Below are 13626 nucleotides of genomic sequence, written 5' to 3'. Positions count from 1 at the left end.
GCGCCACCCCCTGACCGGCCTCCTGGCGCCGAGGGGGGAAAAAAAAGCAGCCCGAAGGCTGCCTTTTTGCTGTGACTCCCGTAGGAGCAACAGGATCAGGAAGCGGACTTGACCGTGCCAGCCGTGCGGGCGAAGCGGGCGCGGAACTTTTCCACGCGGCCGGTTTCGACGATGCGGGTCTGGGCGCCAGTGTAGAACGGGTGCGATTCGGAGGTCACGTCGCACTTGAAGAGCGGGTACGTCTTGCCGTCGAGTTCAACGGTTTCGCGCGTTTGGACGGTCGAACGGGTGATGAACTTGTTGCCCGTTTGCAGGTCGGCGAAGACGACTTCGCGGTATTCGGGGTGAATGCCTTCTTTCATGGTGCTTTCCTAGACTCGGTCGAGTCTTTTTCAAGAGTTAGGGTCGCCAGCTACAGCTGCCTGGTTCCGCTGCCGCGGTTCGCTACCAAATCTTGGCGCGACAGGCGCTAGCCACGTATCCAAAAAGTAACCCCGCATTCTAGCACGCGATCCCGCCTGCGGCCAGCCGCAAATGGGCGCCCGGGCTGTCATGCATCCCGGGTTTCAGCGCGACGCAAATGTCAGAGATCCGTGCGCAGTTTCCAGATTTCCGGAAACAGCACCACTTCCAGCATGCGCCGCAGGTAATCCACGCCCGACGTGCCGCCCGTGCCCCGCTTGAAGCCGATGACGCGTTCGACCGTCGTAACGTGGCGGAATCGCCACAACCGGAAGGCGTCTTCCAGATCGGTCAGCTTTTCACCAAGCTGGTAGAGCGCCCAATAGCGGTCCGTGTCGCGGTAGACCGTCAGCCAGGCGGCTTCGACCGCCGCCGATGCCTGATACGGCTGGGTCCAGTCGCGTTCCAGGTGATCGGCCGGGATGTCCAGGCCGTTGCGCGCCAGTAGCCGCAGTGCCTCGTCGTACAGCGACGGGGCCTCGTAGGCGCTCTGCACCTGGGCCAGCAGGTCGGCGCGGTGCGAATGCGGCTTGAGCATGGCCGCGTTCTTGTTGCCAAGCAGGAATTCGACCTGGCGGTACTGGTAGCTCTGGAATCCGCTGGAGCGCGCCAGATAGGGACGCAGCGCAGAGTATTCAGGCGGCGTCATGGTTGCCAGCACGTCCCAGGCGTGGACGAGCTGCTCCATGATCTTGCTGACGCGCGCCAGCATCTTGAAGGCCGGCTGCAGGCGGTCCTCTGCGACGCTGGCGATCGCGGCCCGCAGCTCGTGCAGCATCAGCTTCATCCAGAGCTCGCTGGTCTGGTGCTGGATGATGAACAGCATCTCGTTGTGCTCGGGCGACATCGGGTGCTGGGCGCCAAGCAGTTCATCAAGATGCAGATAATCGCCGTAGGTCATGTCGCGCGCGAAATCGAGTTGCGCCTTTTCCTGGTGGACGATGTCTTCGGGGCGTTCGTTCTGGCTCATGCGCGGCCTCCGTGGCAGGGCGGCGCGGCGCGGCGGGCGGATGCGTGCAGGGCGCGCCAGTGGGGCGCGAAAAGGAATTGCATGGTCGATTCTCCAAGCGGGGCGGCTGCTGTCGGGCAGCCGCGCCCGGGCCGGCAAATCAGCCTACAGTTCGCGCAGGACCGCGCGGACCGGGCTGGCATCGGCCTGGATCAGCGCCAACGGCAAGGCGATCAACTCGTAATCGCCTTCAGGCACGTCGTCGAGCACCAGGTTCTCCAGTACCCGCATGTCGTGCCGCAAGATCGTATGGTGGCTGTCCAGGGTCTTGCTGGAAGCGGGGTCGATGCTGGCGGTGTCCAGACCGATCAGCATGACGCCGCGTTCGGCCAGCCATTCGATGGTCTGGGGCGCGTAGGCGGAGAAGTCATCCGTCCACCAGTCCTGCGCGGCGTGCTTGGCGGTGCGCACCAGCACGCGGGGCGGCAGGTTGTGCGCCGCATGGGCTAGATGGTCGATCGTGATGAGGTCGCCGCAGTCGATCGCATGGATCACGCGGCAAGGGCCCAGGAAGGGTTCAAGCGAAACCGCGCCGATGGCTGCGGCCCCGTTCTGGTAGTGCAGCGGGGCGTCGGCATGCGCGCCGATGTGCGGCGACATCGTGATTTCGCTGACGTTGACCGGACAGCCGGGCGTAAGCGTCCACTTCCATTGCTGGCGGTACGGCGTGTCGCCCGGAAAGACGGGAGATGCCGTCGAGACGGGCGGGGAAATGTCCCACAGGCGTTTCATGGCGGGCAAGGAAAGGTCGCGAGGGCCGGAATTAGGTTAAGCCTAAAACAATATCGGGCGGTAGTCTAACGGAATTCCGGCGCTTGTTGCGGTCAGAGGCAGCCCAGTTCAGCCAGCGACACCGCCGAGCCTCCCGCGACGATCAGGTGGTCGATCAGTTTGATGTCCACGAGCGCCAGGGCTTCCTTCAGGTGCCGCGTGAAGCCGTGGTCTGCCGCGCTGGGCGACGCCACGCCAGACGGGTGGTTGTGCGCCACGATGAGGGCCGCCGCGTGGTGGCGCAAGGCCTCGCGCACGACCTCCCGCGGGTAGACCGCCGCCTGCGAGAGCGTGCCCCGCGCCAGTTCGCCCGTGGCGATCAGGCGCAGCTGGGCGTCCAGGTACAGGGCGATGCAGTGCTCCACTTGCAGATGGCCGAGCGCCGCCTTGCAATATTGTTTCACTCGGGTGGGGTGGTTCATGGCGGTGTCCCGGACCAGGTCTTCTTCCATGGCGCGGCGGGCCAGTTCCAGCAGCGCCGCCAGGGTGCAGGCTTTGGACGCCCCCAATCCGGCGATGGACATCAGGTCCTGGGGCGAGGTGCTCAGCAACCCGCGCAGCCCGCCGAACCGGTCCAGCAATTGACGGCACAGATCCACTACATTCAGCCCTGGAATCCCCGTGCGCAGCGCGACGGCCAGCAGCTCGGCATCCTGGATCGATGCGGCCCCGTGACGGAGCAGACGCTCTCGGGGACGGTCTTGTTTTGGCAGCCGGACGGACAATTTCATAAGAGGCTCTAAAATCAGGGTTTACTCAAATACCCATACGGTGGCAGATCGTGAGCATCGCCTCTAATGAAGTGAACGTTTTGGTCCGTCCGGATTCCTACCTGACGCTGCATTACCGCATCACCCTGGCCTCGGGCCCGGGGGCGGGTTCCGTGTTCACCGACACCTTCGACGGCCGTCCCGGCACGTTGCAGATGGGCGGCGGGCAGTGGGCGCCTGGCCTGGAGGCCGCGTTGGTCGGCCGCGCCGAGGGCGACAAGTTCAGCGTCACCATCGAGCCGGCAGACGCCTACGGCGACCGCAATCCCGAACTGATCCAGCGCGTGACGCGCACCATGCTGGCGCAGCACGCCGGCGAGGACGCCACGTTCGAACCCGGCGACCTCGTTGAATTCACCGCGCCCAACGGCGGCCGCTATTCGGGCGTCCTCAAGGAAATCAACGACGAATCCGCGCTATTCGATTTCAACCACCCGCTGGCAGGCATCAGCCTGAAAGTGGACGTGGCGCTGCTGGGAGTGCTTTGATGAGCCAGGCTGTCACCGCCTCCGACGCCGAAGTCCTGCTGGCGCAGCCGCGCGGCTTCTGTGCAGGCGTGGATCGCGCCATCGATATCGTCGAACGGGCCATCGAACTGCACGGCGCGCCCATCTACGTGCGTCACGAGATCGTTCACAACCGCTACGTCGTGGAAGACCTGCGCGCCAAGGGCGCCATCTTCATCGACGAGCTCGACGATGCGCCCGCGGGCGCCATCGTGGTGTTTTCGGCGCATGGCGTCTCCAAGGCCGTGCGCGCGGAAGCGGAAGCGCGCGGGCTGCAGGTCTTTGACGCCACCTGCCCGCTGGTCACCAAGGTTCACATCGAAGTCGCGCGCATGCGCGCCGCCGGCCGCGAGATCATCATGATCGGCCACAAGGGGCATCCCGAGGTCGAAGGCACCCTGGGCCAGGCGCAGGGCGGCATGTACCTCGTCGAAACCGTCGAAGACGTCGCCAGCCTCGAAGTCACCGATCCCGAAAACCTGGCCTACGTCACGCAGACCACGCTGTCGGTCGATGATGCGGCCGCGGTGTCGCAGGCGCTGAAGGCGCGCTTTCCCAGCATCGCCGAGCCCAAGAAAAGCGACATCTGCTACGCCACGCAGAACCGGCAGGATGCGGTCAAGATCCTGGCGCCGGAATGCGATCTGGTGCTGGTCGTGGGCAGCCCCAACAGCTCGAACTCCAATCGCCTGCGCGAAGTGGCCGAGCGCAAGGGCGTCGCGTCCTATCTTATCGACGGCGCGGAATCCATCGACCCCGCCTGGCTCGTCGGCCGCAAGCGCATTGGCGTGACCGCGGGCGCCTCGGCGCCGGAAGTGCTGGTGCAGCAGGTGATCGCGCGCGTCAAGGAACTGGGCGCCGTCTCGGTGCGCAAGATGCCGGGGCTGGAAGAAAACGTCGCGTTCCCGTTGCCCAAGGGCTTGTCGCGCAAGGCGGCCCAGACCGAATCGCTGGAATGAACAAGCGCCGCCCACGCGGGCGGCGCCACAAAAATACCGAGGAGACACCATGCAGCTTTACAGCTACTTCCGCAGCTCGGCCGCGTATCGCGTACGCATTGCCCTGAACCTGAAGGGCCTGCCGTACGAGACCGTGCCGGTTCATCTTCTGAAGGAGGGCGGCCAGCAGTTGTCGGCCGGCTACCGCAAGGTGAACCCGACTGCGCTGGTTCCCACGCTGGTCGACGGCGATGCGGTCATCGGCCAATCGCTGGCCATCATCGAATACCTGGAAGAAACGCACCCGGAAACGCCGCTGCTGCCTGCCGACGCCATCGGCCGCGCCCGTGTGCGCGATCTGGCGCTGGGCATCGCCTGCGATACGCATCCGCTGAACAACCTGCGCGTGCTGAAGTATCTGAAGCACACGCTGGGCGTGGATGAAGCGGCCAAGACGGCCTGGTACAAGCACTGGGTGCATCAGGGTCTTGAAGCGTTGGAAGCCCAACTGGCTGCTTCCCCCGCCACGGGTCGGTTCTGCCACGGCGACACGCCGACCATCGCGGACCTGTGCCTGGTGCCGCAAGTGGCGAATGCGCAGCGCTTCGAGTGTGACCTGTCGGCCATGCCCAATGTGCTGCGCATCGACGCGGCGTGCCGGGCCCTGCCGGCATTTGAAGCGGCCGCGCCGGGCAACCAGCCCGACGCGGAGTGATGCCCGGCTGATCAGACCCGGCTGATCAGCCGATCTGCACCGGCACGAAGATCTTGTCTTCGCCGCGTTGCACCAGCAAGGCTACGGTCTTGCCCGCCTTCGACAACTCGGCCTTCACCTGGCCGACGTTGTGCACCGGCACCCCATTGAGGGACAGCAGCACGTCGCCGGGCTGAATGCCAGCCTTGGCGGCGGGGCCTGCAGAACGCTCGATGAGCAGGCCTTCCGCACCCGACTCCTGCTGCTCCTGAGGGCTCAGGGGGCGCAGCGCCAGGCCAAGCTGGCCGCGCTGCACTTCCTGGCCGTCGGCCGACGCCTGGGTCTTGTCCTTGGGCACGCCACCCAGCGTTGCGACCATCTCCTTCTGCCCGCCGTTGCGCCATACGTCCAGCTTGATCTTCTCGCCGGGGGCGGCCATGGTGATCGTCGAAGCCAGGTCGCCGGAAGACACGATGGTCTTGCCGTCGATCTTGCGCACCACGTCGCCCGGCTGCAGGCCGGCCTTTTCGGCGGCGCTGCCCTTTTCGACGCTCGACACCAGTGCGCCCGACGGCGAATCCAGCTTGAACGAGTCGGCCAGGTCCTGATTCACTTCCTGCACCGTCACGCCCAGGCGCGCATGCTGCACCTTGCCGTGCTCAAGGATCTGGTCCTTGATCTTGTAGGCCAGGTCGATGGGAATCGAGAACGACAGGCCCTGGAAGCCGCCGGTGCGGCTGTAGATCTGCGAGTTGATGCCCACGACTTCGCCGCGGTCGTTGAACAGCGGACCGCCCGAGTTGCCGGGGTTCACGGCCACGTCGGTCTGGATGAACGGCACCGAGGTGTCGTCCGGGAGCGAACGGCCCTTGGCGCTGACGATGCCGGCGGTGGCGGTGTTCTCCAGGCCGTAGGGCGAGCCGATGGCCAGCACCCATTCGCCCACCTGCAGCTTGTTCACGTCGCCCACCTTGATGACCGGCAGGTTCTTCGCCTCGATCTTGATGACGGCGACGTCGGTCTGCGGGTCGGCGCCCAGGACCTTGGCCTTGTATTCGCGGCGGTCGGTCATCTTTACTGTCACTTCCTTGGCGTCCTGGACCACGTGCGCATTGGTCAGGATGATGCCGTCGGAACTGACGATGAAGCCCGAGCCTTCGCCGCGCATCGGGACTTCACGAGCCGGCGCGCGGCCACGAGCGCCGGGCACCTGGCCAAAGAACTGCGCGAACGGGTCGTCGCTTTCGGCGGCCGACACCTTGCGCGTGCCGCTGACGCTGATGTTGACGACGGCCGGACCGGACTCGCGCGTGATTTGCGCGAAGTTGGGCGGCACGGACGCGCTGATCGGCTGGGACGCAGCGGTGGCGGCGGGGGCTTCGGCGGCCATCGAAACGCTGCCGGTCAAGGCGGTTGCGCCTGCGCCGCCAATGGCGCCGGCTGCCAGCAGCGCCAGGACGAGGCGCGAGGGTTTGATTTGCGTGGTCTTCATGTCGGCTCCTGCGATCATGTTGGGAACATGGCGCTATCTTCGGGCCGCACACTTAGGGGAAACTTAAGCGGGAGAAATCCAGGCTAAGCGGGAAAATTGACGCGCGCCCGCAGGCCTTGGCCGGACGGCGCGTCTTCAAGGGTGATGGATGCGCCGTGGCGGTCGGCAATGGTGCGTGCGATGGCCAGTCCCAATCCGCTGCCATGGGTCGTGTTGCCTTCGGCCCGGTAGAAGCGGTCGAACACGCGTTCGCGCTCATGGACCGGGATGCCGGGCCCCTCGTCGTCGATCATCAGCGAAATGCGGCCCGGGCCGTGTTCCAGACGCATCCCGATGCGGCCACCGGCAGGCGAGTGCTTGATCGCGTTGTCCAGCAGATTGCGCACCAGCAGCACCAGCGCATCGCGATTGCCCTGCATCTGCGCTTGCGTATCGCCGTCCAGCGTGACGTCGATGGATTTGGCGTTTGCTTCGGGCAGTGTCTCGGACAGCGCCTGCCGCAGCACGTCCGCCAGATCCACCGGCGCCAGCGGCGTCTGCTCCTGGGCGCCTTCCTGGCGCGCCATCGACAGCAACTGCTCGACCAGCCGCGTAGCGCGGTCGATGCCGGCAGTCAGGCGCTGTTCGGCAAGCTGGCGCGCGGCGGGGTCTGCTGCGCGCTGCAGCGCCTGCATTTGCAGGCGCAACGCCGCCAGCGGCGAGCGCAGTTCGTGCGCCGCGTCGCCCACGAATTGCTTCTGCTGCGCAAAAGCGCCGCGCATGCGTTCGAGCAGCAGGTTCAGTTCCTGCACCAGCGGGCGGATTTCATCAGGCAGCCCGCGTACGCTGACGGGCGACAGATCTTCGGGCTGGCGAGCGGCCACCTGGGCGCGCGCGCGCTTGACCGGACGCAGCGACCAACTGACGACGCACCAGATGATCAGCATCAGCAGCGGCGCGGCGGCGGCAATCGGCGCGACGGTGCGCAGCGCAAGGGCGCTGGCCATGTTCTTGCGCACGCGCATGTCCTGCGCCACCTGAATCACCTGGAAGGGCGTGGCCAGCGAATACACGCGATAGGTTTCGCCTTCCAGCTTCGCGTCGGAAAACCCCAATACGATCTGGCTGGGCAGGCGCAGGCGCGAGCGTGAGTTGAAGACGCGCAAGCCGTCCGGCGTCCAGATCTGGATGATGAGGTCATCGGCAACCGGCGATCCGGCGCCGCGCGCATGTGTGGGGCCGGTGCTCAGCAGCCCGTCGCCGGTGCCCAACGACAGGGCGGTGCGCTGCAGCAGCGAGTCGAAGATGTCGTCGGCCTGCGCCAGGGTGCTGCGGTAGGCGATTGCGCCTTGCACCAGCGCGCCGACCGCAATGGCGGCCAGCAGAAAGAAAAGCAGCCGGGCTCTCAGCGAATAGCTAAGCGGAATGCTCATGTTTTGGGGATGACATAGCCGACGCCTCTGACGTTCTGGATCAGGTTGGGACCCAGTTTCTTGCGCAGGCCATGAATATAAACCTCAACGGCATTGCTGCTGATGCTGTCTTTCCAGCTATAGAGTTTTTCCTCGAGCTGGGCGCGCGAGAAGATCATGCCGGGCCGCGCGATCAGCGGTTCCAGTACTGCCCATTCGCGCGCGGTCAACGCCACTGGCGCGCCGTCGACCATGGCGGCGTGCGATTGCGGGTCGATGGTGACGCCGTCGTGCTCGAAAATGGGCTCTGCCCGGCCCGCGCTGCGGCGGATCAGTGCCCGCATGCGCGCCAGCAGTTCGTCTACGTCATAGGGTTTGACGATGTAGTCGTCGGCACCTGCGTCCAGCCCGGCGATCCGGTCGCTGACCGCGTCGCGCGCAGTGGCGATGAGCACCGGCGTGCGGTCCTTGCGGGTGCGCATGTCGCGCAGCAGCGTCAGTCCGTCCCGCTTGGGCAGGCCCAGGTCGAGCAGTACAAGGTCGTAAGGATCGGTGCGCAGCGCGGAGTCCGCCGCGCTGCCGTCCCGAACCCAATCGACGGCGTAGTGTTCCGCGCGCAGGCAGTCCAGTACGCTTTCGCCGATCATCATGTCGTCTTCCACGAGAAGAATGCGCATGGTTTATTCCGCTGGGATGGTCCAAGGGGGTTGGACGCGCGGCGATCAGCGCGAGTTCCCGGCCGGGGTGGCGGGGTGGGGGTGAGGGCGGGCAGGGGTGAAATGAAAAAAGCAGCCCGAGAGGGCTGCCTTTTTGGAAATCTGGTGCCGGCAATAGGAGTCGAACCTACGACCTTCGCATTACGAATGCGCTGCTCTACCAACTGAGCTATGCCGGCAAGACCATTTGCTTTTGTTTCTGGACCAAGCCGGAAAGCGCTAGCAAAACATCTTTTTTCTTCCAGTTCGTCGGCTTTTTTAGGGCCCGATCTGGAAAGACCGAAACTATATCAGAGTTTTTTCGCGATGGGCAGCTAGAAGCGCAAAAAATTCAGAAAAAAACGAGATTTGCATGCGCCGAATTTTTAGTTCATAATTTCGGTCTTGGCAGATCCCCGATAGCTCAGTCGGTAGAGCGACGGACTGTTAATCCGCAGGTCGCTGGTTCGAGCCCAGCTCGGGGAGCCAAAAGAATTTTGGGCCGCTCACGCAAGTGAGTGGCCCTTTTGGTTTTTGCGGTGGTGTTCGCGTCTCTGTGCGTGTAGGTCCACAGCATGGGTATTTACCAAGTGCGCATCGACAACTAAGGCGATCGGCATGAATGACGACAAGCGCGGCCGCGATCAAGGCGGGCAGGGCGACCGGCCGGTGCAAGACAAGCGCATCGGTGTCACCGTCATCTCGGGCTTTCTGGGCAGCGGCAAGACGTCGCTCTTGAACCGGCTGCTGCAAGCGCCTGAGTACGCCGACGCGGTGGTCATCGTCAATGAATATGGCGATATCGGCGTGGACCATCATCTGGTGCGTCTGGCGCCGGACAAGGTCGTGCTGGTCGAGGGTGGGTGCCTGTGCTGCGTGGTCAGCGGTTCGGTGGTCGACACCTTGCGTGATCTCTTCATGCAGGCGCTCGCGCGCAAGATCAAGCCGTTCCGGCGCGTCATCATCGAGACTAGCGGTCTTGCCGATCCGGCGCCCATCCTCTTCACACTGAAGCACGAACGCTTTCTGGCCGAGCGCTACGCGTATCGCGGCGCAATCGTCGTGGTGTCGGCTGCGCACGGCGCGGAACAGCTGCGCGCGCAGCCCGAGGCGGCCCGGCAGCTTGCGCTTGCTGATACCGTCGTAATCAGCAAATCCGATCTTGTCGATGCGGCGCAACTGCACGAAGTCGAACTGGCGATCGAGGCCATCAATCCTGGCGCGCGGCGCTACGTGCAACGCCCGGATGCCCCGTTGGCCGTTGGCTTGCTCCAAGGGCCGGACCTGCTTGCTCGTCGCGATGGAAAGGTCACGGCAAAGTGGCTTGGCGCATTTTCGTCGTCGGCCGCGGTACGGCATGCGGACGTAAGCAGTTTTTCGCTCACGCTGGAAACGCCGATGAGCCGAGCGGCGTTTCTGGCAGGCGTCGCGCGTATCCAGGAGCGCTACGGGCCGGGCGTGCTCCGGATGAAAGGCATCGTCTGTTTCGCCGGTGAATCAAGTCCGTGTGAAGTGCATGGCGTGCATGGCGAGTTGTATCCGTTGCAGTCCTTGAACGAATGGCCGGATGATGTGCGCGTCTCGCGGCTGGTGTTCATCGTTCGCGGCTTGGCCGTGCCGGAGGTGGCTGCCGCTGTGCGTCACGCTTTGGGCCAATCGTCCGCGTGATTGCGCCGAAGGACCCCGTTTCATTGATCGATATTCCGTTGCGGATGCTGCACGGAAATACGGTATAACCGGTACGGTCTGATGCACTTGCCGAGACAGTGATGGATCGACTGAAAGCCATGCAGGTGTTCGTTGAGGTTGCCGATCGGGGCAGCCTGTCGGCGGCCGCCGTGCATCTGGACATGTCTCGCGCCATGGTGTCGCGATACCTGGCCGAGATGGAGCAATGGGTTGGGGTGCGCCTGCTGCATCGCACGACGCGGCGCCTGAGCCTCACGCCGGCTGGCGCCGAAACCCTGCCGCGCTGCCGCCAGATGCTGGATATGGTCGGCGATCTGCACAGCGCCGTCGCCACACCCGAGGATACGCCGCGCGGCCTGCTGCGCATCACGACGAGCATGTCGTTTGGCGCCCGCCATCTGGCGCCGGCCGTCACCGACTACGTCAAACGCCACCCCGGAACGTCCGTGGATCTGATGCTGGTCGAGCGCGCGGTCAATCTGGTGGAAGAGCGGGTCGACCTCGCGGTGCGCATCACCAATGATCTGGATCCCAATCTGATTGCGCGCAAGCTGGCGGTGTGCCGATCGGTGGTCTGCGCGTCTCCGGAATATCTCGCGCGCGAAGGCGTGCCTGCGCGCGTCGAGGATCTGTCATTGCGCAATTGCCTGACCCATTCGTATTTCGGCAAGAGCCTGTGGCGTTTCGAGCGCGATGGCGAGCCGGTCGACGTGCCTGTGGGGGGAAGCATCAGTGCCAACGAAGTCTCGGTGTTGTGCAGTGCCGCCGTGGAAGGGGCGGGTATCGCGATGTTGCCGACGTACTATGCGGCCGAATACATCGCGTCGGGCAAGCTGCAGGTCATCCTGCCCCAATGCAAACCCCAGGAACTAGGCATTTATGGCGTGTACGCCTCGCGCCGGCAGATGCCCCTGATTTTGCGTTCGATGATGGATTATCTAGCCGAGCGGCTGGGGTCGGCGCCGTGGGACAAGCCGGCGGGCTGAGTGGCGGACGGGTGAGGGGTAGGCCGGCGCGGCGGGTTGGTGGGCCGATAACGGGTACGCCGCAGCTTGAGGCCGGAATAGATGGCGGTATAATTTGCCAGCTTTTGACCCAAAAAATACCTAACAATCGTTCCGGCCTGGTGGCAGGCCGGCGCAATCCAGAGCCCGGCTCGGTTTGCGCAAGGGGGCGAGCCGGTCTGGCAGCGGCGTTCGGCCGCACGGCAATGGCCGATGCCCGTCGGTTCTAGTCTTTGCTATCAATCTTCGCGGAAAGGGTTGGTGCCGGAGGTTCCGGCGCGTTCCGCGGCCATATTGGCGATAGGCGTCAGCGTTGCTGGCGCCAGCTTTTCCAGAATTTGCTCAGACGTTTTGCCGCAGCCGCGCAGCCGCGGCAGGCATTCCGCCTTACGGGCGCCGGCGTGGTGGTTTTAGCGCAGGGCAGCGCCATGAGGTGTGGGCGTGGCGGTAAACAGGAACCCAGTGACAATTTCGCAAGCCAACATTGACTGTTGCGTCGCCGCTTTTGCGGCGGCTCGGTCGTTTGCGGGCGAGCGTCGCGTTGGGAGATCCGCGGGTGGCCGCGCCGAGATGCGTGGATTTGGATTCCGCGGCACCGCTGCCGGTGGCGTCGAAACGAATCACGTCGTTGATTTGAGTTGCGGTGCGCGATTGAATCGCGGCACGGGTTCGAAGTGCCACGCGGGTTTGAATTGCCACGCCGATCGCTCGTTTATTTATTTTGAATCCGGCGCCGCAAATGAAGAAGGCCCGGCGAATGCCAGGCCTTCATCAAATTGGTTGCGGGGGCAGGATTTGAACCTACGACCTTCGGGTTATGAGCCCGACGAGCTGCCAGACTGCTCCACCCCGCGTCTGAGAAAAGAATATTAACCTTATTTCCAACCAAGCGCAAGTTAGCCCCTTTTTGAATTTGGATGTCGATGAACGATAGCGAGGCAATACTCGTGCTGGAAACCGCGCTGCTGTGCGCGGTTCAGCCGATGCAGATTTCCGATATGCGCAAGCTGTTCGGGGATGATGAACAATTCGACAGCAGCACGGTGCGCCGGCTTCTGGAGACCTTGCAAGGCAACTGGGCCGACGGCGGGCTGGAACTTGTACAGCTCGCCTCCGGCTGGCGTTTCCAGAGCCGCCCCAGCATGCAGCGCTACCTGGAGCGCCTCAGCCCTGAAAAGCCGCCCAAGTATTCGCGCGCCGTGATGGAAACGCTTGCTATCGTCGCCTGGCGCCAGCCCGTGACGCGCGGCGACATCGAAGATATCCGCGGCGTGACGGTTTCGTCGCAGATCGTGAAGGCCCTCGAGGACCGCGGCTGGATCGAAGTCATTGGCCACCGCGACGCGCCGGGTCGTCCCGCGCTGTTCGGCACTACGCGCCAGTTCCTTGACGATCTGGGGCTGCGTGCGCTGGACGAGCTGCCGCCGCTGGAAACCGCGCACGCTGCCGCCGCGCTCGCCGGGCTGGATCTGGGCGAAGTGCAGCAGGTGCTGGGCGAGACGCCGGAACCGGCTGATGGCGAGGGCGGTGCGGACGCGTCGCCGGAGCCGGCTGATGGCGAGGGTGGTGCGGACGCGGCGCCGGCGGAAGATGGCGCGCAAGCGGCTGAATCCGGGGCGGACGGCATCGTCCAGCAGGGGGCGGACGCCCCGCAACAAGCGTCGCAAGAAGGCGAAAATCCGCCTGCTGCCGATCCTGATGCCGAATCCTCCGAGATTTTCCCCGTTGCGGAATTGTCTGTTTCGGAAGACGATGTCCCCATAGCGGCCATCGATAGCGTAGAATCCCAGCTTTCGCGCACAGAAGAAGGCGCGGATCCCGCCGACGAATCCACCGTCCGGGAGCAAGCCGAAGGCTTGTCCAATACGCCGCTCTCGTCCGATCTTCCCGACGACAGGGCTGGCAACGACATTTCCGATATGGCCGCCGATGCCTCCGAGGCCGGTGCTGCAAAGGAAAGAGTCGAGAACGCAAAACACGCGGAACCGACTGACCCGACTGACAAGACCGATGCCGAGGCCCCTGGCGACGCCAGGCGTGAGCCCGTTTACGGTCTTGACGAGGCTGTTCAGTCCGAACCCGATGCTGCCGCCGCGGCTTCGGAACAGGCGGACCCCGACCGGTCCGGGTCTGAACCGGATTCGGCGTCCCCAGATGATGACGAGCCTGCTCCCGGCAGGCCTACCCAAGTTTGAAATTCGGAGC

13 protein-coding genes and 3 tRNA genes are annotated in these 13626 nt (G+C 64.4%); 7 read left to right on the top strand and 9 right to left on the bottom strand.

Features of this window, described 5'->3' with window-relative positions; genetic code table 11:
* Positions 1-95: 95 nt before the first annotated feature.
* The 4 genes from HV681_RS20105 to radC form a co-directional block, all read right to left on the bottom strand.
* Complete coding sequence (locus HV681_RS20105) at positions 96-362, bottom strand: type B 50S ribosomal protein L31 (protein WP_008164119.1); 267 nt, start codon at positions 360-362, stop codon at positions 96-98.
* A gap of 221 nt (positions 363-583) precedes the next feature.
* Complete coding sequence (gene kynA, locus HV681_RS20100) at positions 584-1432, bottom strand: tryptophan 2,3-dioxygenase (RefSeq protein WP_056567541.1); 849 nt, start codon at positions 1430-1432, stop codon at positions 584-586.
* A gap of 144 nt (positions 1433-1576) precedes the next feature.
* Positions 1577-2203, bottom strand: coding sequence for an arylformamidase (gene kynB / locus HV681_RS20095; protein WP_175124733.1), 627 nt, complete (start codon positions 2201-2203; stop codon positions 1577-1579).
* A 92-nt stretch (positions 2204-2295) separates the two neighbouring features.
* Positions 2296-2973, bottom strand: coding sequence for a RadC family protein (gene radC, locus HV681_RS20090; protein WP_175124701.1), 678 nt, complete (start codon positions 2971-2973; stop codon positions 2296-2298).
* Between the two features lie 50 nt (positions 2974-3023).
* Here radC and HV681_RS20085 point away from each other — a divergent pair, with 50 nt between their 5' ends.
* Genes HV681_RS20085 through maiA form a run of 3 tightly spaced genes read left to right on the top strand, consistent with a single transcriptional unit; the run spans position 3024 to position 5171 of the window.
* Complete coding sequence (locus HV681_RS20085) at positions 3024-3500, top strand: FKBP-type peptidyl-prolyl cis-trans isomerase (RefSeq protein WP_175124700.1); 477 nt, start codon at positions 3024-3026, stop codon at positions 3498-3500.
* On the top strand, positions 3500-4477 hold the full coding sequence (gene ispH / locus HV681_RS20080) for a 4-hydroxy-3-methylbut-2-enyl diphosphate reductase (protein ID WP_175124699.1): 978 nt from the start codon (positions 3500-3502) through the stop codon (positions 4475-4477). Before HV681_RS20085 ends, ispH begins: the two co-directional genes overlap by 1 nt.
* A 49-nt stretch (positions 4478-4526) precedes the next feature.
* On the top strand, positions 4527-5171 hold the full coding sequence (gene maiA, locus HV681_RS20075; protein WP_175124698.1) for a maleylacetoacetate isomerase: 645 nt from the start codon (positions 4527-4529) through the stop codon (positions 5169-5171).
* Positions 5172-5196: 25 nt separating this feature from the next.
* Here the strand turns inward: maiA and HV681_RS20070 are convergent, their stop codons facing one another.
* From HV681_RS20070 to HV681_RS20055, 4 genes are all read right to left on the bottom strand, one after another.
* A complete protein-coding gene (locus tag HV681_RS20070; RefSeq protein ID WP_175124697.1) occupies positions 5197-6642 on the bottom strand; it encodes a DegQ family serine endoprotease in 1446 nt (481 codons plus the stop codon).
* Positions 6643-6725: 83 nt separating this feature from the next.
* Positions 6726-8054, bottom strand: coding sequence for an ATP-binding protein (locus HV681_RS20065; RefSeq protein ID WP_175124696.1), 1329 nt, complete (start codon positions 8052-8054; stop codon positions 6726-6728).
* Positions 8051-8710, bottom strand: a complete 660-nt coding sequence (locus tag HV681_RS20060) for a response regulator (protein ID WP_175124695.1) — start codon at positions 8708-8710, stop codon at positions 8051-8053. The genes HV681_RS20065 and HV681_RS20060 overlap by 4 nt, the downstream gene beginning before the upstream one ends.
* Before the next feature lie 142 nt (positions 8711-8852).
* Positions 8853-8928: transfer RNA gene (locus tag HV681_RS20055), tRNA-Thr, on the bottom strand.
* 213 nt (positions 8929-9141) lie between these two features.
* Here HV681_RS20055 and HV681_RS20050 point away from each other — a divergent pair.
* The 3 genes from HV681_RS20050 to HV681_RS20040 all read left to right on the top strand — a co-directional run bounded on the left by HV681_RS20050 (position 9142) and on the right by HV681_RS20040 (position 11403).
* Positions 9142-9217 (top strand) — tRNA-Asn (locus HV681_RS20050).
* 129 nt (positions 9218-9346) lie between these two features.
* A complete protein-coding gene (locus HV681_RS20045; protein ID WP_175124694.1) occupies positions 9347-10396 on the top strand; it encodes a CobW family GTP-binding protein in 1050 nt (349 codons plus the stop codon).
* Positions 10397-10497: 101 nt separating this feature from the next.
* The gene (locus HV681_RS20040; protein ID WP_175124693.1) at positions 10498-11403 is read left to right on the top strand and encodes a LysR family transcriptional regulator; all 906 of its coding nucleotides are present in this window, start codon (positions 10498-10500) and stop codon (positions 11401-11403) included.
* Between the two features lie 795 nt (positions 11404-12198).
* On the opposite strand, the gene HV681_RS20035 is transcribed toward HV681_RS20040, so the two are convergent.
* Positions 12199-12275: transfer RNA gene (locus HV681_RS20035), tRNA-Met, on the bottom strand.
* Positions 12276-12338: 63 nt separating this feature from the next.
* Here HV681_RS20035 and scpB point away from each other — a divergent pair.
* A complete protein-coding gene (gene scpB, locus HV681_RS20030) occupies positions 12339-13616 on the top strand; it encodes an SMC-Scp complex subunit ScpB (RefSeq protein WP_175124692.1) in 1278 nt (425 codons plus the stop codon).
* The last annotated feature ends 10 nt before the right edge of the window (positions 13617-13626 follow it).

The sequence above is a fragment of the Achromobacter animicus genome (assembly GCF_902859585.1).
Lineage (GTDB): Bacteria > Pseudomonadota > Gammaproteobacteria > Burkholderiales > Burkholderiaceae_B > Achromobacter > Achromobacter animicus.
Note: the sequence above shows the minus strand (reverse complement) of the source record. Positions and strands in the feature narration are given on the sequence as shown.

What these genes read in the sequence shown, in the direction of transcription:
- ispH (WP_175124699.1), top strand. Translation starts at nt 3,500, where the DNA reads ATGAGCCAGGCTGTCACCGCCTCCGACGCCGAAGTCCTGCTGGCGCAG.
- HV681_RS20065 (WP_175124696.1), bottom strand. Translation starts at nt 8,054, where the DNA reads ATGAGCATTCCGCTTAGCTATTCGCTGAGAGCCCGGCTGCTTTTCTTT.
- HV681_RS20040 (WP_175124693.1), top strand. Translation starts at nt 10,498, where the DNA reads ATGGATCGACTGAAAGCCATGCAGGTGTTCGTTGAGGTTGCCGATCGG.
- HV681_RS20105 (WP_008164119.1), bottom strand. Translation starts at nt 362, where the DNA reads ATGAAAGAAGGCATTCACCCCGAATACCGCGAAGTCGTCTTCGCCGAC.
- HV681_RS20070 (WP_175124697.1), bottom strand. Translation starts at nt 6,642, where the DNA reads ATGAAGACCACGCAAATCAAACCCTCGCGCCTCGTCCTGGCGCTGCTG.
- HV681_RS20045 (WP_175124694.1), top strand. Translation starts at nt 9,347, where the DNA reads ATGAATGACGACAAGCGCGGCCGCGATCAAGGCGGGCAGGGCGACCGG.
- scpB (WP_175124692.1), top strand. Translation starts at nt 12,339, where the DNA reads ATGTCGATGAACGATAGCGAGGCAATACTCGTGCTGGAAACCGCGCTG.
- kynB (WP_175124733.1), bottom strand. Translation starts at nt 2,203, where the DNA reads ATGAAACGCCTGTGGGACATTTCCCCGCCCGTCTCGACGGCATCTCCC.
- radC (WP_175124701.1), bottom strand. Translation starts at nt 2,973, where the DNA reads ATGAAATTGTCCGTCCGGCTGCCAAAACAAGACCGTCCCCGAGAGCGT.
- HV681_RS20060 (WP_175124695.1), bottom strand. Translation starts at nt 8,710, where the DNA reads ATGCGCATTCTTCTCGTGGAAGACGACATGATGATCGGCGAAAGCGTA.
- kynA (WP_056567541.1), bottom strand. Translation starts at nt 1,432, where the DNA reads ATGAGCCAGAACGAACGCCCCGAAGACATCGTCCACCAGGAAAAGGCG.
- maiA (WP_175124698.1), top strand. Translation starts at nt 4,527, where the DNA reads ATGCAGCTTTACAGCTACTTCCGCAGCTCGGCCGCGTATCGCGTACGC.